The organism is Rhizobium leguminosarum bv. trifolii WSM2297, assembly GCF_000271845.1.
Genome location: NZ_JH719392.1, coordinates 176,686 through 197,117, shown reverse-complemented (window position 1 = coordinate 197,117; position 20,432 = coordinate 176,686). Strand labels below are relative to the sequence as shown.

Genomic DNA, 20,432 nt, shown 5'->3' with positions numbered 1-20,432 from the left:
TATCTCTCGGCTTCACTAATATTTTCTAAAATTAAGTGGTGCAGCGGCGACCACTGCCACAGGCCTTGACTTGACGTTAAGAGAATGGTGAGGATTTTATCTTAACTCTTAAGTTGTTATTTACCAGTGAGGTTCCGTGGCACAGCCGCTCTTTTCCCTTGATGGCCAAAGCTTGATCACCCCGCAGTCCGTCAGCAATAATTTCCTCTCACCCAACCAGGATCACCAAACAGGCCTGCTGCGCACTGCGGAGGCCGAGTTTGCAATTGTCATCAGCCTTGCAATGCAGCGGTTCGCCGCCGGCAAGGACCTGCCTGAGGCCGTCAGGTGGCTGATTGGTCAGCTCCACGACGTCCGCCAAAAATGCGGCGCGGCCGTGTGGCAGAAGCTCATCCCGCTAATCCAGGCCCACCCCTCGGCAAAGATTCTGCAGCAATGCCCGTTCACGCGCTGGTCCTTTGAAAAACCGCGAGGCTATTCCGGTGATGCCAGTCTCATAGACTTTATTTACGGACATCCGGCGGTGGCCGAAGAAGTGGCCAGATCCACCCATCTCGGCCTCGATATCTTCGAATACACGATAAACGCTCCAGGCCCGGTCGCCGTCAGGGAACGTCGCGACATCCTGACCCGCTACGTCGATGAGACCGCTGCGCGAACGGGTGGGGATACCGAGGTCCTGGCCATCGCCGCCGGTCACCTTCGCGAAGCGGAGGCATCGACAGCACTGGCAGAAGGCCGCCTTAAACGCTGGGTTGCCCTGGATCAGGATCCCCAAAGCATCGGCTCGATCTCAAGCCAATTCCATGGGACGGCTGTCGAGCCTATCGATGGATCCGTGCGCGGCCTGCTCGGACGAAAGCATCAGCTCGGCACCTTCGATCTGATCTACGCAGCAGGACTGTACGATTACCTCACCGATAAAGTCGCAATCCGACTCACCCAGATCTGCATGGACATGCTGAAACCGGGCGGCGTCTTCCTATTTGCCAACTTCTCCGATGAGATGGCCGATGACGGATACATGGAATCCTATATGAACTGGGAGCTCCTCCAGCGGTCCGAGGCCGACATGTGGCGTATTGCCAGAAGCAGTGCGCCGGCAAATACGGTTGATTGCGCGGTCTGGTTCGGCGCCAACCGCAATATCATTTACAGCACCATCCGGAAGCTGTCGTAGGCCTTGACGGTCCGGGCGCTTCACAAATCCGTCCGGTCCAGCGATGCAGGCGCCCTGCGGCTACGCAAAAAGCCGCAGGTCCCTGAACGCGACCTCGCCTCGTTCGCGCCCGCCACCAGACTGCTGTACACCTGTGGCTGGTGAGCTGGGCGCAATGGCTGGCATTTGAAAAAGGCATTACCGCAATTGATCTCCTGTCGTATCGATGAGGCTGCGAGTGGCCAAACCAAACGACCTAACACCGAGGCGCCTCTGGCGATAGTCACGTTGCTATAACAACCTCCGTCGCTCACGCATGCGTCGCAGGCCGTTAGCCGAAGTCGGACCGATATCATTTAGGCCGATGTTAGCACCTATATTCAGGGACTTCCCCGCCCCGAAGCGGCAGGTACCATTTCAAAACCCTAGGTAGGAAATTGTGGCGGGGACGCTAGTCCTACTGCTGAGCCTCCACCTAAGGCTTTGACACGAGGATGTAACTCGTGCTTAGTGTCCTCAGTCCTAGGACAGAGGACAGGAAACATGAAGAGCCAAGACGTAGTCGTTCTGCTGAAGTTGATCAGCCTGCAGGATCAAGAACTCACGAAGGGTGCAGATGAGCTGCGTGCCGAATCCGTGGGTGGCGATCCCTACTCAGTGCGCAACCTGGAAGCCCTGCTCGGCATCAGCAAGACGGAGATCGCACAATCGATCAAAAGAAGCGTCGCATCCGGCATCGCACGCAAACACAACAGCAAGAGCGAAATCAGACCGCACCGCCGTAACCTGTTCGGTTTTATCACGAACGGACTGCGGTTTGTATTTCCCGCCCAGGTGGGCTCGATGCAGCGTGGCGTCCCGACGGCCTTCGCCGCGCCAATGCTTCAGGGGCTTCTCGTGAGCGGAACCTACAATTATGTCTGGCCCTTCGCCAGCGGTCGGGAGATGGGTCAGTCAGTCGATCCGCTTTTCAAAAGTGTTCCGGACGCTGCCTTGAAGGATGATCGGCTCTATGAATACCTGGCGTTGGTCGATGCGATCAGGCTTGGAAATCAGCGGGAGGTCGGTCTTGCAACCGACCATCTCAGGTCAAGGATCTTGAGCAAATGACTGCCATCAGCGCTCAACTACTCGAAATGTTGAAGGCTGTCGCATCTGCATTGGGCGAAGACCTCCGTGAGCGCCTGGTTTTCGTCGGCGGATGCACGACTGCATTGTTCATAACGGATCCCATAACGCTTGAGGACGTACGCGCCACCGACGACATCGATCTTATCGTCGATCTGACGGGACCTCCGCATGGGCTGTCCTTCAGGACGAGCTCCGCCAAAAGGGCTTTATGGAGGCGGCCGACGAGGAAGTGATCTGCCGTATGCGACTTGGCCAACTCAAGGTCGATTTCATGCCGGACGACCCATCGGTCCTCGGCTTCAGCAATCGCTGGTATGCGAAGGGTATTGAGACGGCGACCGCCTTCCAGCTCTCCGACGAGCTGACCATACTGGTCTTGACGCCGCCACTATTCCTCGCCACCAAACTGGAAGCCTTTGCCGGCCGGGGCAACGACGACCTGTTCATGAGCCGAGATGCAGAGGACGTCCTTCTGATCGTTGATGGGCGAGATAATCTTCCCGAGGAGGTAGCCGCCGCAAACGCCGATGTCCGTGCCTTCATTGCCGAGCGATTCGAGGCTCTCTTGGATCATCAAGATTTCGATGATTTCCTCGAAGGCAATATCCGCGGGCCCATCGGTCGTGTCGAGATCGTGAAGAGCCGCTTCATCGCGATCAGCCAGAGCGCGGATGGTATCACACATGAAAATTGAAGCTCGTTGGCTGAGCCGGCCGGGTACCCGCACCCGAGACAATCGGGACCATGCAGGATCAGGTGTACGGCCCGGCGAGTTTCTGGGAATTGTGGTTGACGGCTCGACGGCCAGAGCAACCAATGGAGACTACTTGTCGAGCTGACTCGATTGGTTCGTACAATCCTGCGATGAGTTGAATGCAGACCTCACCGCCTCAGATCATTCGCTGTGTGCTCAGGCGATGCAGAGGCTCGGCCAGATCAGCCCGAAATGAGACGTAAATCTCCAACCCCAACAGCTTCCTCTTTAGAATCTGAGCTGCCCTCGCCTAAAGTGATGCGCCGTGGGTTGAAATAGTCGTCATCAGATCCATCATTTTCTGCATGAAACGAATAGTTATCATTCCGTGCGTGGCGTTTCTCGCCGCCTGTTCGCACACCGAACCTCTCGAAGTGTCTTCTGCGCCCTCCGTTTCACCCGGGGCCGTCCCAGTCAGCGATCAAGCTGTTATTGCAGATGTGGTCGGCCGCGGAACTGTCGGAACGAAAGCTCTCGCCTGGGCAAATCCGTCGACCGGGAGCGCCGGAGTTATCGAACAGATTGACACTGACGACAGGCTTGATGGATGTCGCGGTTTCGTAACACGTCGCCAGTCACTGGAGGGTACTACGCGCTTTGACGGCGTAGCTTGTCCTTCTGGGAATTCTTGGAAGTTAGCAACGACGCACTAGCCTAACAACTGGCGACATTTGTTGGATTGGTCCTAGCGGCGTCCTGGGATAGTTGGCTTCATCAGCACGGCGGGATGAGGAACAGCTATCGCTGTCGAAGGCGCGGTCGGTAGACCGTTGCACGCGCCGATCGCCTCATTCTCCTAAGGTCTACCGGCTGCGATGGAATCATCGAAATCCTGGCCCTGGAAATAATAGACCGCCATATCCAAAACGTTTTGGCTTGACTCCCAAAACGTTTTGGAGAATCTTTTCCTCACTTCGGGAGGAAGATGTTGGCCAATCTCAAACAGCTCGCGCAATCGCTGGGACTGTCGATCACCACGGTGTCGCGTGCGCTCGACGGTTATGCCGATGTATCCGCCGCCACGCGCGAACGGGTTCGTGAGGCTGCCGACAAGGTCGGCTACCGGCCGAATGCGTCGGCTCGCCGCCTCCGCAGGCAGCGCGCCGAGCTCGTTGCGGTCACGCTGCCGAGCGATCCTGGCCATATCGGCCCCCCGCATTTCCTCGATATGTTGTCCGGATGTGCCGAACACCTTGCTGCTGCCGGCCTCAACTTGGTGATTGCGCCGGTGCCGCGCGGCGAGAGCGAACTCGACATCTGCCGCCGCTTCGTCGATGGCCGCCGCGTCGACGCCATGCTTCTCGTCCGCACCAAGCGGAAGGACGAGCGCGTCGAGTTTCTGCAGTCGCGCGGCATTCCCTTCGTCACGAACGGCCGCACGGAAAGCCTGCTGCCCCATCCTTATATCGACGGCGACGGCTTTGCCGGCTTCCGGGCCGCGACGCTGCGCTTCCATGCCGCCGGCCACCGCCGTATCGGCCATATCGCCGGGCCGCAGGAATATTACTTCGCACATGACCGCTGCCGTGGCTGGCGGGCGGCGATGGAGGAATGCGGCCTAGCGACCGACCTCTGTGCCGAAGGCGCGCCGTTGGAACAGGGCGGTTATCTCGCGGCGCTTGAACTTCTTCGCCAACCATCGCGTCCAACCGCACTCGTCTGTACCACGGACGAAATGGCGATCGGGGCGCTGAGGGCGCTACGCGAGGTCGATGGCGGCAACCAGATCAGCATTGTCGGCCATGATGACCTGCCAATGGGCGCCTTCACCAGCCCGCCGCTCTCGACCATGCGCATGACCGGTGAAAACCTCGGCGCGAGCTTCGCCTCGCTGCTGCTGCGCGCCATCGCCGGGGAGCCTGCCGCAGAACTCCAGGAGCTTCACGCGATCGAGTTCGTCGATCGCGACAGCCATCGCCGTCCCGCAAAGGCGGCATAGACAGAAGTGCAAACAAAGAACAATGAAGGAGGAGAAGATGAAACATATCATGTCATTTGGAATTCTGGCTTCCACCGTGCTGGCCTTCGCCTCGCCTGTGCTTGCCCAGACGGTTTTCGTGTCTACCCAGCTTCGTCCGATCGAAGAGGCGACCGTTGTCCGCGAGGAGCTGTTAAAGGATGTCGGCTCGGTTGATTACGTGGTCGAGGAGCCGCCGCAGTTTGCTGTCCGCATGGAGGCCGAACGTCAAGCCGGTAAGCGCACCGTCAGCCTCGTCGGTGCGCTGCATGGGGAGCTCTCGCCGCTTGCCGACAAGGACACGCTCGAGCCGCTCGACGATCTCGCCAAGAAGCTGGCAGCAAGCGGCATGCCGCAGTCGTTGCTCGACCTTGGCAAGCTCGGCAAGCCGACCCAGCAGTACATTCCCTGGATGCAGGCGACCTATGTGATGGCTGCCAAGAAGGACGCGCTGCAATACCTGCCGGCTGGCGCCGACGTGAACGCGCTGAACTACGATCAGTTGATCGAGTGGGGCAAGAATATGCAGGAGGCGACGGGTCAGCCGCAGATCGGTTTCCCGGCCGGCCCGAAGGGGCTGATGGCGCGTTATTTCCAGGGCTATTTCTATCCCTCCTTCACGGGCGGTGTCGTGCGCACCTTCCAGAGTGCCGATGCGGCCGCCGGCTGGGAGAAGTTGAAGACGCTGTGGGCCAATGTGACACCGAACTCCACCAGCTACGATTTCATGCAGGAGCCGCTCGCTGCCGGCGAAGTCATGGTGGCCTGGGACCACATCGCCCGGCTGAAGAATGCCATATCAGCCGCACCGGATGATTATGTGGTCTTCCCCGCTCCTGCCGGCCCCAAGGGTCGTGGCTACATGCCAGTCGTTGCTGGTCTCGCCATTCCGAAGGGCGCGCCCGACAAGGCCGGCGCAGAAAAGATCATCGAGCACCTTTCCATGCCGGACACGCAGCTCCTGACCGCCTCCAAGGTCGGCTTCTTCCCGACCCTGAACGTCAAGCTGCCGCCGGATCTCGACGCCGGCGTCGCCCTTCTCGCGGGTGCTGTCACCGCCACCCAGGCGTCCAAGGACGCTGTCATCTCGCTGCTTCCGGTCGGCCTCGGCGACAAGGGCGGTGAGTTTAACAAGGTCTACATGGACAGCTTCCAGCGCATCGTGCTGCAGAACGAACCTGTTGCAGACGTGCTGAAGACCCAGGGCGCCACGATGGCCAAGCTGATGACCGACACGAAAGCTGCCTGCTGGGCGCCTGATGCCAAGAGCGACGGCCCCTGCCCGGTCGAATAAATCCGCCCGGGACGCGTCCGGGCGAAATGCCCGGGCGCTCTTTCAACCCTCTGCTCGTCGAGGCGGAAGCCGATGACCAATAGCCGACCCTGGATTCCCTATCTGCTGATCCTGCCATCCGTCGCCTTTCTGGCGTTGCTGTTTGTCGTGCCGCTGGCGCAGACGATCTGGCTGGCGGTTTCGGACAATGGCGCGCCGTCGCTAGCGAATGCCGAGCGCATGGTAACCGACATCAATTTCACGCGCTCGGTGAAGAACACCTTCCTGCTGACGATTGCGGTCGTGCCGGTGCAGATCGCCCTTGCGCTTGCCATGGGTACAATGGTCGCCAAGGTCGGCCGCGGGCGCGAGACGATCCTGTGGATCTGGACAATCCCGCTCGGCATCTCCGATCTCGCCGCCGGTCTCGTCTGGCTGTCGATCCTGCAGAATACCGGCTATCTGAATTCGCTGCTCTTCGGCCTCGGTATCATCGGAAGGCAGGCAAGCTGGCTTTCCTACCAGACGCCGGTCGCGCTCTTCATCGCGATTGCGGTTGCCGAAATCTGGCGCGGCACGGCTATCGTCATGGTCATCATCGTCGCCGGTCTCAACCAGGTTCCGAAGGAATTCAAAGAAGCTGCCGAAATCTTCGGTGCAGGTCCGTGGACACGCTTCTGGCGCATCACCCTGCCGCTGATCCGCCCGGCGCTGCAATCGGCGCTGATCCTGCGCACCGTGCTCGCCTTCGAGGTCTTCGCGGTGGTCTATGCGCTCGGGGGACGCAATTTCCCGGTTCTCGTCGGCGAGGCCTACAATTGGCAGAACCAGAACCAGAACTACAGCGTCGCTGCCGCCTATGCGGTGCTGATCATGATCATTTCGCTTGCCGCCACCCTCATCTATCTGAAAGCCTTGAAGGTCGATCCGGAGCGCCTGCCATGACCACGGATACCATCAGCACGACCACGGACATCCCCAGCGCTGCCGGCTTCGTCTCCTCGCGCCGCTGGCTTCTCTGGAGCGGCATCGTCGCGCTCTGCGCCTGGGTTCTGGTGCCGATCTATCTGGTCGCGCTCGGCGCGCTCGGCGGTCGCCAGGGTGTCTATATCTGGCCGAAGACCGGCCTTCCCACGGGCATTTCGCTCGAGCCCTTCCTTCTCTTTTTGAAGACCGAAGGCGTCGTCCAGTCCTTCCTCAATTCGCTCGGTGCTGCAGGTATCACGGTCGCCTTGTCCATCCTGCTCGGCGCGCCTGCCGGTTATGCGCTCGCCCGCTACGAGTTTCGCGGCAAGGACAGCTACCGGCTCCTGGTGCTGCTGACCCGCGCCTTTCCGCTGGCGATCCTGGCATTGCCGCTGACAGTCTCCTTCATCCGGCTCGGCCTCTACGATACGATCCTCGGCGTCGGCCTCATCCATACGGTCCTGGCGCTGCCGTTTGCCGCACTCGTCACGCAGGGCATTTTCCTCGGCGTGCCGAAGGAGTTGGAGGAAGCCGCCTGGGTATTCGGCTGCACCCGCATCCAGGCCTTCTTCAAGGTGGTGGCGCCCTTGGCGCTTCCCGGCATTGTCGCAACCGCGGTCTTTGCCTTTGTCATCTCGTGGAACGAGGTCTTTGCCGCCTCGGTGCTGACAGTGCGCAACCGCACGCTGACCGCCTACCTGCTGACGGTGCTGTCGGAAAGCCCGATGCACTATCGCTTTGCCGGGGGTCTGATGCTCATCCTTCCCTCGGTTGTCTTCATCTTCGCGGTCAGACGTTACCTCTTCGCGATCTGGGGCATTTCCTCCAAATAACGGGACCAGAGATATGGCCAATATTGTCATCGACCGCATCCGCAAGAGCTTCGGAGCCTTCCAGGCGCTGAAAGAGGTCTCGCTGACGATCAACGACGGCGAATTCGTCTCGCTGCTCGGCCCGTCCGGCTGCGGCAAGACCACGCTGCTGCGCATCATCGCGGGCCTCGAGACTGCAACATCGGGAGATGTCGGTATCGGCGACAAGTCGGTGATCGGCTTGCCTCCCAAGGATCGCGGCCTTGCGATGGTCTTCCAGAACTACGCGGTCTTTCCGCATATGACCGTCTATGAGAATGTCGCCTTCGGGCTGCGGATGCAGAAGGCCGACGACACACGCGTGAAGGCGCAAGTCGAGAAGGCCGCCGGCCTGTTGCATATCGAGCAATATCTCGACCGCTACCCGAACAAGCTTTCCGGTGGCCAGCGCCAGCGCGTGGCAGTCGCCCGTGCCCTTGCCGTCGAACCGAAGGTTCTGTTGATGGACGAGCCGCTTTCAAACCTCGACGCGCTGCTTCGCCTCGAAATGCGCACGGAGCTCAAGACCGTGCTGCAAGCAGCAGGAACCACGACGATCTATGTCACCCACGACCAGACGGAAGCCATGGGTCTGTCCGACCGCATCGCCGTCATGCATGGCGGCATCGTCGAGCAGGTCGGCCATCCGGTCGAGATCTACAATCACCCGGCAACACGTTTTGTCGGCGGCTTCATCGGCAACCCGCCGATGAACTTCATCCAGGTCCCGGTTTCGAACGGTCAGGTGGCGGCAGGCGCCGAACAGCTTACCGCGCCACAGAAATCCGGCGATCAAATCATCCTTGGCCTGCGCGGCGAGGCCGTCGAACTCGCGCCGCTGCCACAGGGCCTCGAAATGAGGGTCCGCGTTGCCGAACCGATGGGATCGCACCTGCTTTTGACCGGCTCGATCCGCGACCAGCCGGTGCGCGTCATCCTGCCGGCCTCGGAAACCGTAAAGAGCGGCGACACGATCGGCCTGAAGCTCGACCAGAAGCGCATTACCTGGCTTTCGCCCGAAAGCGGCAAGTCCTTTCCGGCCGCTTTGGCCTAAGAACACCGGAGTATCCGAAATGAACGTGCATATCGACCAGGCGAAGCGCATCCTCGCCGCGAACGATCGCGGCGGCTATACCGTGCCGACCGACCGCCTCTACCCCTTCCAGTGGAACTGGGATTCGGCCTTCGTCGCCATGGGCTTTGCGCTCTACGATATAGACCGCGCCTATCGCGAGCTCGAGCGGCTGGTCGAGGGCCAGTGGGCGGACGGGATGATTCCGCATATCGTCTTCCACGCGCCAAGCGATACCTATTTCCCGGGGCCGTATGTCTGGCGCACGAAGCATCGGATCCCGACCTCCGGCATAACCCAGCCTCCAGTCTTTGCGATCGCACTGCGCAGGCTGCATGAAGCCGCAGGCAGGAATGCCGAGGCGCGCACCCTGCCCCTCTACCAGGCGGCGCTGAAATGGCATCGCTGGTGGTATTCCGCCCGCGATCCGGATGGCACCGGTCTCATCGCGCTGTTGCATCCCTGGGAAAGCGGCAGCGACAATTCTCCCGCCTGGGACATCGCGCTCGCCCGCGTACCGACCACCACCGATACGCCTGTCGAGCGCAAGGATACCGGCCATGTGGATGCCGACATGCGCCCGCGCGACGAGGATTACCGCCGCTTCATCCATCTCGTCGATACCTATGCCGCCTGCGGCTGGGATCCGGCGAAGCAATGGGAAAAGGCGCCATTCAAGGTCGCCGAGATCCAGACGACCGCGATCCTCCTCAAGGCCGGCGAAGACTTGGAAGCCCTTGCCCGCGCGTTTGGCCGGGTAGACGACGCGGCCGAGATCGCAGCGTTGAATGCGTTGACCCGGAAGGGGATTCTCGCCCAGTGGCGCCCTGCCCTGTCACGCTTCGTCTCGCGCGATCTCATTTCTGGCCAGGATATCGAGGCAGCAACACAAGCCGGCTTCATCCCGCTCCTCTCGGTCGACCTCGAAAAACCGGTCGCGGATGCATTGGTCGATGAGATGAAGACTTGGTCCAAAAGCCTCAAGGTCGCCTTTCCGACCACCAAGCCGGGTATTGCGAGCTGGGAGCCGAAGCGCTACTGGCGCGGACCCGCCTGGGCGATCATCAACTGGCTGCTGATCGATGGACTGAAGCGCAATGGCCACGCGGATAGCGCCGAAGAGCTGCGGAGATCGACGATTGCGGCGATCGAAGCGGAAGGTTTTGCCGAATATTTCGACCCCGTCACCGGCGAAGGCTGCGGCGGCCTCGGATTCTCCTGGACGGCCGCCGCGTATCTGTGGCTCGAGCGACGCGTCATCCCTGCCCACAAGAGTCGGATGCCACAACAGAAATAAAAGCCGCGATGATCTCCGAGCCGATCCAATGAACGATGACCTTGAGCCCAAATCTGTAATTTAGGCAATGTGACTGTCATGCCTTGATGAGAATCGAACGGCCGACCCGCAACTGCGCATCGAAGCTCCTGAAAGGATTTGAACCCATCGCGACATCGTCCAATGGATTAGATAAATTTAGATATAAATTCTGAGCGACTTCGACCACAGGGCCGAATCGATCAACTCGGCCGCATCTCGCAAAACTTTCAGTTATTGTCATTGCGACGCTTCAGCAGCGGCGCTCGAAAAAGAAATTTGCCCAAAACACATTTCACTGTGTGGAACTGTTGTCGCAGCGGCGCGTTTGGCGCGAGGATGCGCTTTGGTCCGCTCCCCAGCAGCTATGGCGCAGCCACCTTTCCGTCTGAACAAACTAGCCCCGCTAACCTGAACTGACCCCCGAAGTTGGGTGTCCAACTTTCGGGGGTCAGTTCAAACAAGCGGGGCTTTTTTTTATCTTCGATTCTGTTCTCGAAGAGTGATGGAAAGCCTGGCTGGTTCTACGGGGTAGCTCGCGTGGCGCGCTATTCGTTAAATGATCTCGCTGGGACGGGTGGGCTGCAAATCGCCGGGTGGGTGATTATGCGCTCCAGAGACAAGAGAGGGGCACAGCAGCAAGTCTGTCCCCGAACGGCAGAACCTTGTCGCCGTCATAGAGCACCCAGCCCGCTCTGAAGGCGACTCCGGTTGCGGCTGCGACTTTTCTCAGCCCCTTGAAGTCGGCCGGTGTCACGGTTGCCGACGCCTTGATTTCAAATCCCGCAATGCTGCCCATCTCGTCTTCGAGAATGACATCGACTTCGTCCTGATCCTTGTCGCGGTAGTGATGAATATTTGTTTGAACGGCGCTCCAAGTCGAGAGCCTGAAGATTTCGTTCACGGCGAAGGTCTCAAGTATCGGCCCGAAGAGCGAGCGCTCTCCTCTGACCCGATCTGCCGTGATCCCAATCAAAGCCGCCAAAAGCCCGCTATCGAGAAACAAGAGCTTCGGGGTCTTCACAAGGCGATTAAGAGGATTGCGGAACCAAGGCTCTATACGCCGGACGAGAAACAACTGCTCAAACAGGCCTATATAGCGGCGAGCGGTTTTGTCATCGAGACCAACTTGGCCAGCCAGTTGTGTGAAGTTGAGCAATTGTCCGGAATGATGGGCAAGCCCACGCATCAGTTGCGGCATCTGATCCAGGCGCTCGACATCAGCAATGTCGCGCACATCCCGTTCGACAATAGCGCGGATATAGTCTCGGGCCCAGGCGGAACGGCGCTTCGGGTCTGAGCGGGAAAGCATTTCAGGATAGCCGCCAAACAAGCAGAGCTCGATCAATGCATCTCCGGTCAACGGCTGTGATGGGGTGGTTGCCTGACCTGCGAATGCAGTATCTAGAAAATTTGTTGTGCCGTTTCGGATTTCCGCCTGGGCAAGTGGAAGCAAGGTAACGACTTCCATTCTGCCTGCAAGGCTGTCCGATACCGTGGGCAAAGCAAGGATATTCGCCGAGCCAGTTAATAGAAATCGACCCGGTCGGCGATCATCGTCGACTGCCAGTTTGATCGCTCGCAGGATCTCGGGAACCCGCTGAACTTCGTCGAGTATTGCGGTGTCAATCTGGCGAATAAATCCGACAGGATCTGTCCTGGCGGACAACAAGGTTGTCTCGTCGTCGAAGGTAAAGTACGGTCGATCTGACTGCAGCAGCGTTCGTGCCAAGGTCGTTTTTCCACATTGGCGCGGTCCGTTGATCAACACCACCGGGGTGTCCTTCAAGGCGATTCGGATCCTATCGGTTGCACCCCTGGGGTAGAGCATTCCGGCTTTTCCTCGAGTCATTAAATCATGCGGGCACGTGGGGCTCAAATGGTCACCCTCCCCGTCCGATTCGGAATTTATTCCCGTCTAATTCGGATTTCAAGCTCGTCCGTTTCGGATTTATGGACCGACTATCTCGGATTTAAGAGTCATGTTACGGCGAAGGATCCCGCGTCTCCGATAGTCGACACTGTGGCTGCGCGTTGCACCTCGTTGGTGGACAAGCCGACGAAAGTTATGATTGGGGCATGCGCGCTGCTATGAGACGCAGAAGTCGCGCGGTGGTGGCATGCCGATCCGGATTACACCCGAGCCATGTTTAAGTGCCGGGCCACAACTCGCGCCAATACTACCATGTTCCTCGGATTTGGACGCGCAGGACCATCGATATGATCGGGCAGTACCCGGCGGTTTTTGATGGTGCCGACGACCGATATGAAGAAGAAGCCGGCGACCATCAACTACGAGAGAATGTCTGATGATCCCTGCAATTCGGGGCGGTCGCCCGAGCCGATGTCCGTCGCGATCATCCTGCTTGCGGCCGGCAGAGCGAGCCGCATGGGTGTGGGCGGACCGCACAAGCTTCTGGCCGAATTCGCCGGCGTGCCCCTCGTGCGCCGATCAGCCGAACGCGCTCTTTTAGGTGGCGGGTTTGGTGCGAGGATGCGCTTTGGTCCGCTCCCCAGCAGCTATGGCGCAGCCACCTTTCCGTCTGAACAAACTAGCCCCGCCAACCTGAACTGACCCCGAAGTTGGGTGTCCAGCTTTCGGGGGTCATTTCAAACCAGCGGGGCTTTTTTGTTCGCGGTCGACTCGTGATCCGGGAACCTATTCAGGTAGTTATGGGTTTCGACGACGGACCGCGCGGCTTCAGTATCTTGTACTGCTGCACCCCTGTTCGCAGTGGCCGTGCGGTCCGCCGAGGCCGGCCACCCTCAAGGCGGCAAAGGGTGCGTAACTGTCCAGGAACCGCCGCCTCCCATTGTAGTTAACTACTCGGATCGTCAGATAGCGTTGCCCTGCGCTGTTTGCGATCTACCCCCTCCACGGGGTTCGGGCCGCGCAGAGGGCAATGGTCAACTCCTTCTCCTACCCCTTCTGCGCGGCCCCCGATGTGAGAGGGCCTCGATGCGGGTGCGGAGGTTCTGTTTTTTTGCAGATGCTGGACGAAGACAAATTCACCGTCCTTTTCACAAAACGGATTTGGGAGCTCTCGGCCGAGAAAGGCTTGCCGTTTGGCAAGGAACCCTCTGAATATGCGCGGACCGTTGCGCGAGCTTATTGGCTATCGCTCCATGCTGATGGCTTGAGCCCTGAAGAGTGTGCAGACGAGGACGCCTCCTATTGGCCCTGAAGCCCAATCACCGGCCATCATAGAATAGGGCGCCGATTTTCTAGCCTGACATCGCCGACGATATCGAAGGGCACGTAATTCTGTCCGAAAGCGTACAGGAACCAGACAGGTTTTCTGTTGTTATTTCGTAGGGACCGCGCGAGAGAGTCCTGCGCTCGCAAGCCTCTCAACATCGCCCGCCCCCCGCGCGGTCTCGTCCTTTCCTCTTTCGGTCAAATGCCTCGTTTCGGCGGGGCATTTTTGCTAGCACAGCAATCCTCAAAACAATTGCGTCACGATAGATTGTTGACTCCGCTCCTCATGTGAACATAATAAGAACATCGGCGAGCGGCCGGCGTCTGATAACAGCAAGTATGGAGCACGGATATGCGGGAGCAGCCGATCGGCGAAGCCGTGGACGATGAAATTGCGGAGGTGCTTGCTTATCACAAAGGCGATGTGCAAGCTGCGATAGCAACGCTGCTCGGTGACATTCGCTACCTTCGCTGGCAGCTAGTATTGACCGAAGGCGCCATGGGCCGTGGTATCACGCGGGGGTGGCGTCCGAGCTACGAGCGAGATTGATATGCTTGACCGTGATCAACTCAAAACCGTGGCCTTCGATGTGGCATTTAACGACTGGTGGCGGTCGCAACCAGGGTCTTTCCGCGACAGCGTTACCTCGTCGGCTGCGCGCGTTTGCTTTCGCGCAGGATATAGCGCCGGCAAGAACGCCACCGAGCGCCGCTTTGTTTTCAGAGCGGGCCGAATGCGCATAACCGTCTGGGCAAGTGGCCCGACGGCAGCAAAGGCGAAAGCCGAAATAGAAGCCGATTTCCGGGCAGCAAAGAAGGGGTGGCCCAAACCGAAGGCCGGTTGGCAACTCCAGGAGGAGGTAGCGACAGGCCGGCGCACGAAGACGCATGTTCAATCCAGCAATCATTGGGCGAACGACCAACTGAGCGATTGATGGCCGCCCAACGTACAGGAGACTATTTGCTTAGGGTTTAGCAAGTTATCGCTGAGCGGCCGAACTAACAATACCAAATATCAATGCAAATTATAGTTATATTATCCTCTGGATATCATTTTTTTGTGTCTTATTGACGAACCATACAGTCCTCTTTTTAGCCTTTCATAATATAGATGGAAAAACATGCGCTTGCAAAAGTAATATTTATTGAAACCATTTGTAAAGAGTGCATAATAGTATTTGCATCGCCGCGAGGCGTTATGCCTACAAAACACCCCTACTACTGATCCCCGCTCTCGCGGGGGTTTTTTTAACCGGTGGTCACCGTCCTGCCGGAGGTGTTTGATCGGCTGCGCGAAGAAGCTTAAAAAGCAATTCACCCTGGTTGATCATTCGGCCGGCTGGGCCGATGTTCCAGGACATGCCAACTCGATACCAACCCCTCTACCAATGGCGCGGCACCAAGATCGACGAGTCCAACCAGCCGACTGACTCGACTGGCTGGGCTATGACGGGGAGGTAATCATCGGGAGGATTCGGATGGAGATTTGGCGGCCCGAAGAGTGGCCAATGGCATTGGAGCGGCATTGGCCCGCAAGTCCGTCAACGGGTGATCCCACATCAAGGAATCGAAGTTGAACCGAGCGAGGCTATGCGTAGGGTCGAGCAATATTACCACCGGTTGATGCGGCACAACGGAGGTCGAGGAAGCAAGGATGATCGCTGAACTCAAGGGACAGCGCCCAGTGGTGTGCGAGGACACCATACCCCGGCTGGGACGGTGCAGCTGCGGCGGCTTGGGGAGAGTGCTCTATGAGCCTGCGCCGGAAGTCGCGTGCCTGAAATGCGAGGAGAAAGTCATTCTGGAGTCTCGGCCATTTTTCCGCAGCCCCGCCAGCCAGCGCGAGCACGAGGCGTGGCGGGCGGTGATCGCCTGGAATGATTTGAAGGGTTGCTAGACGATCGCCAGCGCCACCCGAGACCGGAAACCATCCCGGCGATGACTTGGTGCGCAGCATTTTCCTATTGGAACAAAAACAAGGGGTGGAGTGGTCCAAGATGATCGCCGGGCTGGTTGTGCACCCCGGAGCAGAAAGACGTTCTCAGGACGCTCTCGTTCGGTCACTGACCACATGTGCGTTTTGGGGAGGGGTCGCGCTGGGCGGGGCAAGGCGCTGGGTCAATTCCGGGAGAAGACATTCCTCAGTGTGTTTGGATTGGACCAGATCGACCGCAACCGTGAGAGCTCTACGTCCATCGCTGCTATCAATGTCGCGATGATGCAAACGGCACCACTCGCGAACCGCGGAAGTAACGAGTTCGATTTCGAAATCTGTAAGGGATATAAGGGCAAGCAACATCTCGGTGCTCCTCCGAAAATGCACTCCCAAGCGACCACTACCATCAGTTAATGCGACCGATGGAGGGCAGTATACTCCCCATTCAAGTCATCGCCATTCAATTTTACATAGTGACAAAACTGGATGAACCGCCATTTTCAGCGCTGCGACCGTGCTGCTCGCATGCTTTCCAGACCATCGCCAGCGTCAGGCCGAGACCGGAAACCATGCCGGCGATGAACAGCGCTATCGTGAATTCGGCGGCCTTTCCAACGGCTTTGCGATCGGCTCCACAACGCTTTAAACCCCTGTTTGTTGGAGCGGAAGCGGCGGCTGGAATCGCCCATTTCTGTCAATCGGAGCTAGTTCGTGGATTCCAGAAAGCTGCCGCTTATCACAATAGAGCGATGCCAGCTTCGCGCTACCGGCGCTGTTCCGGGCCCGATAGCCCCAGCGGCGAGACAGGTTTTCCGCTTATGGGGCTTATGCCGCACTTGGCCTTGGCAGCTTGCCCGGCGCGTTGGAAGAAACGGATTTCCGTGGCGATGCTTTCGCGGAACGGATCGGTTTGGTTGAAGTAGTCGCGGTCCAGACCGAGCTTTGCACCGTCTGCATCGCCCTCGTAATAGGTGCCGAACAAATGATCCCAGATCGGGAAATAATTGGCGAAATTCTTGTCGTGATGTTCCCGCACTCGGGAGTGATGGATGAAGTGGTCGCGTGGTGACTGGATCACGTATTTGCCAAACCAGCCATGCCAGGGGATGGCACTGTGCTTGACCAGACCAATGGCGCCAAAGGTGATGGTCACGACGGCGAATTCGGCCGTTGGCAGGCCGATAAGCAGCGCCGGAACGACCATAATGGCCATGTTTATGGCCTTCTCCAGCGGATGCTCCCGCGACGAAGTTAGCGCGTTGAACTCTTCGGCTGCGTGGTGAAATTCGTGCAGCCGCCATAGTACGGGCAGCCGGTGCATGAACCGATGCTGCCAGTAGCTCAAGAAGTCTGACAGCACCAGGAACAAGAGAACATGTGCCCAGCCTGGCAGCCTCCGGGCAAGGTCCAGGTGGGGGGCATCCTGAGCCGCGTGGGTGATGGCATATGACAGACCAAATGATGCGAGCGCCGCGAATAGCGTAATCATTCCCGTCGCCTGAAGGACGAAATAGACGATGTCGGTGATTGTGGATTTGCTGCGTTCGAAGAAAACCCGACGGAACCCGGAATTGCCGAACCCCACATAGCTGAGCTCCACCGCGAAAACCGTCAGAACCAGGCCAATGGAAATGGCGAAACTGAGCGCCATTGCTCTACCATTCAGATAGTAAGTGCCGTAAAAAAAGCTTCCAAGCTTGTGCAGGCAGTATTCGACCAGCTCCATGCCACTGCTCCAAACACGAACCCGTAAAAGCTTAGTTCTGACGATGTGCGTTTGCCAGATTGCTCAAAGGACGATCGGGGCGTCCTTTTGACGTATTGAAAGATCCTCGATGCGCCCGGGGGTGGGAAAATCATTCAATGATAGCAGGGCTCATTGTCTGCGCCACGCTGACCGTCGCCGACGGCGACACGGTAAAATGCGATGGGCAAAACATGCGACTGATGGGGAAAGGTGTTCCGTTCGTCTCTGGGATCGACACGCCGGAGATCGGTTCACACGCGAGGTGCATCAAGGAACGGAAGTTAGCGCTCATTGCCAAAGGGCGGCTGAAAGAGCTTTTGGCTGAAAAGGGCTTGCGGGTGATGTTCAGCGGCACGGTGGACAAGACACAAGCGCACCGGCCGCTGGTCAACGTCTATCGAACGAATGGTGAAGAAATCGGCAAGAAGCTGCTGGGAGAAGGGTTTGCGCGGACCTGGGCGCCAGGGCAGCGGAACGACTGGTGCGACTAGCTGGCGAGCCTACCCTGGCGCTCGCGGACAGGCGGGCTCCAGCAGGTTTGAATGTTGAGATAAGCATTTTGGATAAATATTCGCCGTGCTCTAACGCGGTTACAATCTTCCTTCCAGAAGAAGGAGTGAACCATGAAAGCGATCACGGTTTCTCGCCTCATTATCCTATCGGCGCATGCGGGTACTCTCTTGATCGCCGCACCACGCCCTCCGGTTGAGAAAATGCCTGGTAGCGATTCAACTGTTGAACAGCCCATACCCGTGAACTAGCCCGAGAACCGTGAACTGGACGCGGTTGAAAAATGCGCATCTTCTTCAGATTTCGTGGGAAGCCCCTCTGCTCTTTTCGACCGCATTGATCAGCCGATGCAGTTTAACGGCGCTTTCGAACGTCGGCCCGTGGCGTGTACCCGACAACAGATCGGAGGCAAAGAGTTCGTATAGTTTCTTGACGTTCCCGGTCAGAACATTGTCATCTGGCCCAAAGTCGCTTGGGACGGGGATGGGATGGAGGTTCTCGCCAACTTGCGCACCGGAGAGGTTGAACCCGCCGATGCCCACATAGCCCACCGGGCTGGTCAGCAGCAGGTCTCCCTTGCTTCCGTTGATCTCCAGATGGAAATTTGTCGCGCGCGACAGCCCGCCACGAAAGTGACTGATCACCAGCGCGCCGGATGCAAGTCTGCCAGTAAAGGCGATCTGGTCCGCGACGGCGAGCGGAACAGCCTCCTGGCTTTCGACTATCCTTATCGTCGCGCGACGAGTGACCAGCGTCGCCGAGGCGCTGATGAATTCATCGTCCAATGCGAATGCAAGGGCATCCATCGTATGCGCGAACGGCACGTGCACCATGCTCGCGCCTTTGGAGGGATCCAGCGTATACCGGAAGGCATCCTCGAGTTCCTCTCCCCATGTGATCCCGGAGCCGATCACGGTGGCGGAGAGTACCTCACCGACATAGCCTTCAGCGACAAGCTTCCTAATGTGCCTGATGGTCGGGTTTGCCCGGGTCTGAAGGCCGATCATCGTGCGAACGCCCTTGGAGGCGGCAAGCCTGTTCATGGCTTCCGCGTCCCGGAGGTTCATGCCGAGGGGCCATTCGGAGAACACCGACTTCCCGGCCTCGAGGGCGGAGGTCACAAGCTGGAGGTGCTCCGGCACCCTGACTGTAACGACGACCAGGTCGACATCGGGATGGCTCACGAGTTCCTCGGTCGATGAGACAGCGTGATCGAACCCGAACTTCTGGGCCGCTGCCTGTGCGACTTCGATCCGGTTGTGACTTAACGCCGAAAGTCGAAACTGCGGTAGGTCCCGAAGCGCGGGAACATGGGCAGTCGATGCCCAGCCACGGTCGGGGTGTACCCCGATGATGCCAACTCCGATCGGTGTTTGTGTCATTGGACGCCCTCCTTTGGCGTGATTTCCAGAATGGAACGACGGTGTACGAGCTTCGCGATCCGCCACTGTCGGCCGTCAGCTCCTACCCACGTAGTTTTGTCCGTAGCCACAAGACCGGAATGGCTCGGACATCGCATTCAAGAAGGTGTTCAAGCGCGTAACCGGACACGCTAGCCTCGTTCGAGCCGACGAAAGGCATACTTCGAGTCTCTGAGTGCCCGGTGCTGACTAGCGCCCTGGCTCGAGAAGACGGAGCGACACGTCCCAAAGCCTTTCAGCGTTGGCACGGTCGAGCGCATACCCGGCCACGCCCTCCAACCGCGACTCCGGGCGGCTTTCGACCACCGGAGCTTCGGCGCAGTTTTCGAAATATCGCCCGCCCGTTCCCTCCACCAGAGGCGAAGCGGCCAGGAGCACCGTAGTCGCCGCGCCTTCCTCGGGCGTCTTGCGGAGATGCTCGGGTGTACGGAGGCCGCCAGTATGGCGTTGCAGATTGGTCGCGATAGCTCCGGGGTTGAGCGCGTTCGAACTTATCCCGTCGTCGTCCCATCGTTCAGTGATGCCAACGGATAGGAGGGTGCAGGCGGTCTTCGACTGCGCATAGGCCAGCAGCGGATCGTAAGGCATGAAGCGAAAGTGCGGGTCGTCCCAGAAGACCGGGCCGAAAAGGTTGCCGCTCGAACTCACGGACACGACGCGCGCGCCGTTGGCCAGGGCAAGGGATCGCCGGAGGCCCAACGCCAGGGCGAAGTGCCCTAGGAAGTTCGTTGCAAACTGCATCTCCCATCCTTCGGACGTGCGTTGCAGTTCCGGCAGCGCCATGATGCCGGCGTTGTTGACGAGCGTGTGTAGCGGGCCTTCCCAGTCATCCAGGAAACGCGTCACTGATCCGAGATCGGACAGATCGAGAGGCCGCACTTGGATGTTGGGGTTCGCGGTCCTGGCCCTGAGGTTGCGAGCTACCGCCTCGGCCGCGTCCGTACGGCGGGCGGCGATGACAACGGACGCCCCTGCGGTGGCCAGCGCCGCCGTCGTCTCGGTCCCTATTCCGCTCGCGCCTCCGGTCACGATCATCGTTTTTCCATGCAGGTCGATCCCTTTCAATACGTCCGAAGCCGTTGAATGAAATCCGAATGGGAGTTGAGGCATGGCACTCTCCTTTGGGCTTTGTGTCCTGGCC

Annotated in this window: 17 protein-coding genes and 2 pseudogenes; 15 read left to right on the top strand and 4 right to left on the bottom strand. The window is 58.9% G+C overall.

Annotated elements, in window-relative coordinates:
• Window positions 1-136: 136 nt before the first annotated feature.
• From RLEG4DRAFT_RS00830 to RLEG4DRAFT_RS00790, 10 genes are all read left to right on the top strand, one after another.
• Window positions 137-1,180 carry a class I SAM-dependent methyltransferase gene (locus RLEG4DRAFT_RS00830; protein WP_003574605.1) on the top strand — a complete coding sequence of 348 codons (1,044 nt, stop codon included), beginning with the start codon at window positions 137-139 and terminating at the stop codon, window positions 1,178-1,180.
• A gap of 522 nt (window positions 1,181-1,702) precedes the next feature.
• Window positions 1,703-2,269, top strand: coding sequence for a hypothetical protein (locus RLEG4DRAFT_RS00825; protein WP_003574603.1), 567 nt, complete (start codon window positions 1,703-1,705; stop codon window positions 2,267-2,269).
• 229 nt (window positions 2,270-2,498) lie between these two features.
• Complete coding sequence (locus RLEG4DRAFT_RS00820) at window positions 2,499-2,984, top strand: hypothetical protein (protein ID WP_348529928.1); 486 nt, start codon at window positions 2,499-2,501, stop codon at window positions 2,982-2,984.
• Window positions 2,985-3,349: 365 nt separating this feature from the next.
• A complete protein-coding gene (locus tag RLEG4DRAFT_RS38255; protein WP_085061865.1) occupies window positions 3,350-3,697 on the top strand; it encodes an RT0821/Lpp0805 family surface protein in 348 nt (115 codons plus the stop codon).
• A 275-nt stretch (window positions 3,698-3,972) separates the two neighbouring features.
• Entirely contained in the window at window positions 3,973-4,983 is a 1,011-nt protein-coding gene (locus RLEG4DRAFT_RS00815; protein WP_037093132.1) for a LacI family DNA-binding transcriptional regulator, read from the top strand.
• A 37-nt stretch (window positions 4,984-5,020) separates the two neighbouring features.
• Window positions 5,021-6,295: an ABC transporter substrate-binding protein gene (locus RLEG4DRAFT_RS00810; protein ID WP_003574598.1), complete on the top strand. Its 1,275-nt coding sequence runs from the start codon at window positions 5,021-5,023 to the stop codon at window positions 6,293-6,295.
• 72 nt (window positions 6,296-6,367) lie between these two features.
• On the top strand, window positions 6,368-7,219 hold the full coding sequence (locus RLEG4DRAFT_RS00805; RefSeq protein ID WP_003574595.1) for a carbohydrate ABC transporter permease: 852 nt from the start codon (window positions 6,368-6,370) through the stop codon (window positions 7,217-7,219).
• Window positions 7,216-8,073, top strand: coding sequence for a carbohydrate ABC transporter permease (locus RLEG4DRAFT_RS00800; protein WP_003574593.1), 858 nt, complete (start codon window positions 7,216-7,218; stop codon window positions 8,071-8,073). Before RLEG4DRAFT_RS00805 ends, RLEG4DRAFT_RS00800 begins: the two co-directional genes overlap by 4 nt.
• Window positions 8,074-8,086: 13 nt before the next feature.
• On the top strand, window positions 8,087-9,145 hold the full coding sequence (locus tag RLEG4DRAFT_RS00795) for an ABC transporter ATP-binding protein (RefSeq protein ID WP_003574591.1): 1,059 nt from the start codon (window positions 8,087-8,089) through the stop codon (window positions 9,143-9,145).
• Window positions 9,146-9,164: 19 nt separating this feature from the next.
• Window positions 9,165-10,460, top strand: coding sequence for an MGH1-like glycoside hydrolase domain-containing protein (locus RLEG4DRAFT_RS00790; RefSeq protein ID WP_003574589.1), 1,296 nt, complete (start codon window positions 9,165-9,167; stop codon window positions 10,458-10,460).
• A gap of 622 nt (window positions 10,461-11,082) precedes the next feature.
• On the opposite strand, the gene RLEG4DRAFT_RS00785 is transcribed toward RLEG4DRAFT_RS00790, so the two are convergent.
• Window positions 11,083-12,309 carry an ATP-binding protein gene (locus RLEG4DRAFT_RS00785; protein WP_003574587.1) on the bottom strand — a complete coding sequence of 409 codons (1,227 nt, stop codon included), beginning with the start codon at window positions 12,307-12,309 and terminating at the stop codon, window positions 11,083-11,085.
• Between the two features lie 513 nt (window positions 12,310-12,822).
• On the opposite strand from RLEG4DRAFT_RS00785, the pseudogene RLEG4DRAFT_RS53030 reads away from it, so the two are divergent.
• From RLEG4DRAFT_RS53030 to RLEG4DRAFT_RS00760, 4 genes and pseudogenes are all read left to right on the top strand, one after another.
• Window positions 12,823-12,948: pseudogene (locus RLEG4DRAFT_RS53030) on the top strand (NTP transferase domain-containing protein); the annotation flags it as partial.
• A 1,081-nt stretch (window positions 12,949-14,029) separates the two neighbouring features.
• Window positions 14,030-14,227: a CUE domain-containing protein gene (locus RLEG4DRAFT_RS00770; protein ID WP_003574583.1), complete on the top strand. Its 198-nt coding sequence runs from the start codon at window positions 14,030-14,032 to the stop codon at window positions 14,225-14,227.
• 1 nt (window position 14,228) lies between these two features.
• Window positions 14,229-14,537: pseudogene (locus RLEG4DRAFT_RS00765) on the top strand (hypothetical protein); the annotation flags it as partial.
• Between the two features lie 794 nt (window positions 14,538-15,331).
• Window positions 15,332-15,574 carry a hypothetical protein gene (locus RLEG4DRAFT_RS00760; protein ID WP_003574580.1) on the top strand — a complete coding sequence of 81 codons (243 nt, stop codon included), beginning with the start codon at window positions 15,332-15,334 and terminating at the stop codon, window positions 15,572-15,574.
• A gap of 802 nt (window positions 15,575-16,376) precedes the next feature.
• Here the strand turns inward: RLEG4DRAFT_RS00760 and RLEG4DRAFT_RS00750 are convergent.
• Window positions 16,377-17,339: a sterol desaturase family protein gene (locus tag RLEG4DRAFT_RS00750; protein WP_003574576.1), complete on the bottom strand. Its 963-nt coding sequence runs from the start codon at window positions 17,337-17,339 to the stop codon at window positions 16,377-16,379.
• 137 nt (window positions 17,340-17,476) lie between these two features.
• On the opposite strand from RLEG4DRAFT_RS00750, the gene RLEG4DRAFT_RS00745 reads away from it, so the two are divergent.
• On the top strand, window positions 17,477-17,851 hold the full coding sequence (locus tag RLEG4DRAFT_RS00745) for a thermonuclease family protein (protein WP_003574574.1): 375 nt from the start codon (window positions 17,477-17,479) through the stop codon (window positions 17,849-17,851).
• 315 nt (window positions 17,852-18,166) lie between these two features.
• On the opposite strand, the gene RLEG4DRAFT_RS00740 is transcribed toward RLEG4DRAFT_RS00745, so the two are convergent.
• On the bottom strand, window positions 18,167-19,252 hold the full coding sequence (locus RLEG4DRAFT_RS00740; RefSeq protein ID WP_003574572.1) for a Gfo/Idh/MocA family protein: 1,086 nt from the start codon (window positions 19,250-19,252) through the stop codon (window positions 18,167-18,169).
• Window positions 19,253-19,480: 228 nt separating this feature from the next.
• Window positions 19,481-20,326 (bottom strand): SDR family NAD(P)-dependent oxidoreductase, encoded by an 846-nt coding sequence (locus RLEG4DRAFT_RS00735; protein ID WP_037093098.1) that lies wholly within the window; start codon window positions 20,324-20,326, stop codon window positions 19,481-19,483.
• Between the last annotated feature and the right edge of the window lie 106 nt (window positions 20,327-20,432).

Bases quoted from the DNA above. Each gene is read 5' to 3' on its own strand.
- RLEG4DRAFT_RS00825 (WP_003574603.1), top strand. From the start codon at position 1,703: ATGAAGAGCCAAGACGTAGTCGTTCTGCTGAAGTTGATCAGCCTGCAG.
- RLEG4DRAFT_RS00820 (WP_348529928.1), top strand. From the start codon at position 2,499: ATGGAGGCGGCCGACGAGGAAGTGATCTGCCGTATGCGACTTGGCCAA.
- RLEG4DRAFT_RS38255 (WP_085061865.1), top strand. From the start codon at position 3,350: ATGAAACGAATAGTTATCATTCCGTGCGTGGCGTTTCTCGCCGCCTGT.
- RLEG4DRAFT_RS00810 (WP_003574598.1), top strand. From the start codon at position 5,021: ATGAAACATATCATGTCATTTGGAATTCTGGCTTCCACCGTGCTGGCC.
- RLEG4DRAFT_RS00805 (WP_003574595.1), top strand. From the start codon at position 6,368: ATGACCAATAGCCGACCCTGGATTCCCTATCTGCTGATCCTGCCATCC.
- RLEG4DRAFT_RS00800 (WP_003574593.1), top strand. From the start codon at position 7,216: ATGACCACGGATACCATCAGCACGACCACGGACATCCCCAGCGCTGCC.
- RLEG4DRAFT_RS00795 (WP_003574591.1), top strand. From the start codon at position 8,087: ATGGCCAATATTGTCATCGACCGCATCCGCAAGAGCTTCGGAGCCTTC.
- RLEG4DRAFT_RS00790 (WP_003574589.1), top strand. From the start codon at position 9,165: ATGAACGTGCATATCGACCAGGCGAAGCGCATCCTCGCCGCGAACGAT.
- RLEG4DRAFT_RS00785 (WP_003574587.1), bottom strand. From the start codon at position 12,309: ATGCTCTACCCCAGGGGTGCAACCGATAGGATCCGAATCGCCTTGAAG.
- RLEG4DRAFT_RS00770 (WP_003574583.1), top strand. From the start codon at position 14,030: ATGCGGGAGCAGCCGATCGGCGAAGCCGTGGACGATGAAATTGCGGAG.
- RLEG4DRAFT_RS00760 (WP_003574580.1), top strand. From the start codon at position 15,332: ATGATCGCTGAACTCAAGGGACAGCGCCCAGTGGTGTGCGAGGACACC.
- RLEG4DRAFT_RS00750 (WP_003574576.1), bottom strand. From the start codon at position 17,339: ATGGAGCTGGTCGAATACTGCCTGCACAAGCTTGGAAGCTTTTTTTAC.
- RLEG4DRAFT_RS00745 (WP_003574574.1), top strand. From the start codon at position 17,477: ATGATAGCAGGGCTCATTGTCTGCGCCACGCTGACCGTCGCCGACGGC.
- RLEG4DRAFT_RS00740 (WP_003574572.1), bottom strand. From the start codon at position 19,252: ATGACACAAACACCGATCGGAGTTGGCATCATCGGGGTACACCCCGAC.
- RLEG4DRAFT_RS00735 (WP_037093098.1), bottom strand. From the start codon at position 20,326: ATGATCGTGACCGGAGGCGCGAGCGGAATAGGGACCGAGACGACGGCG.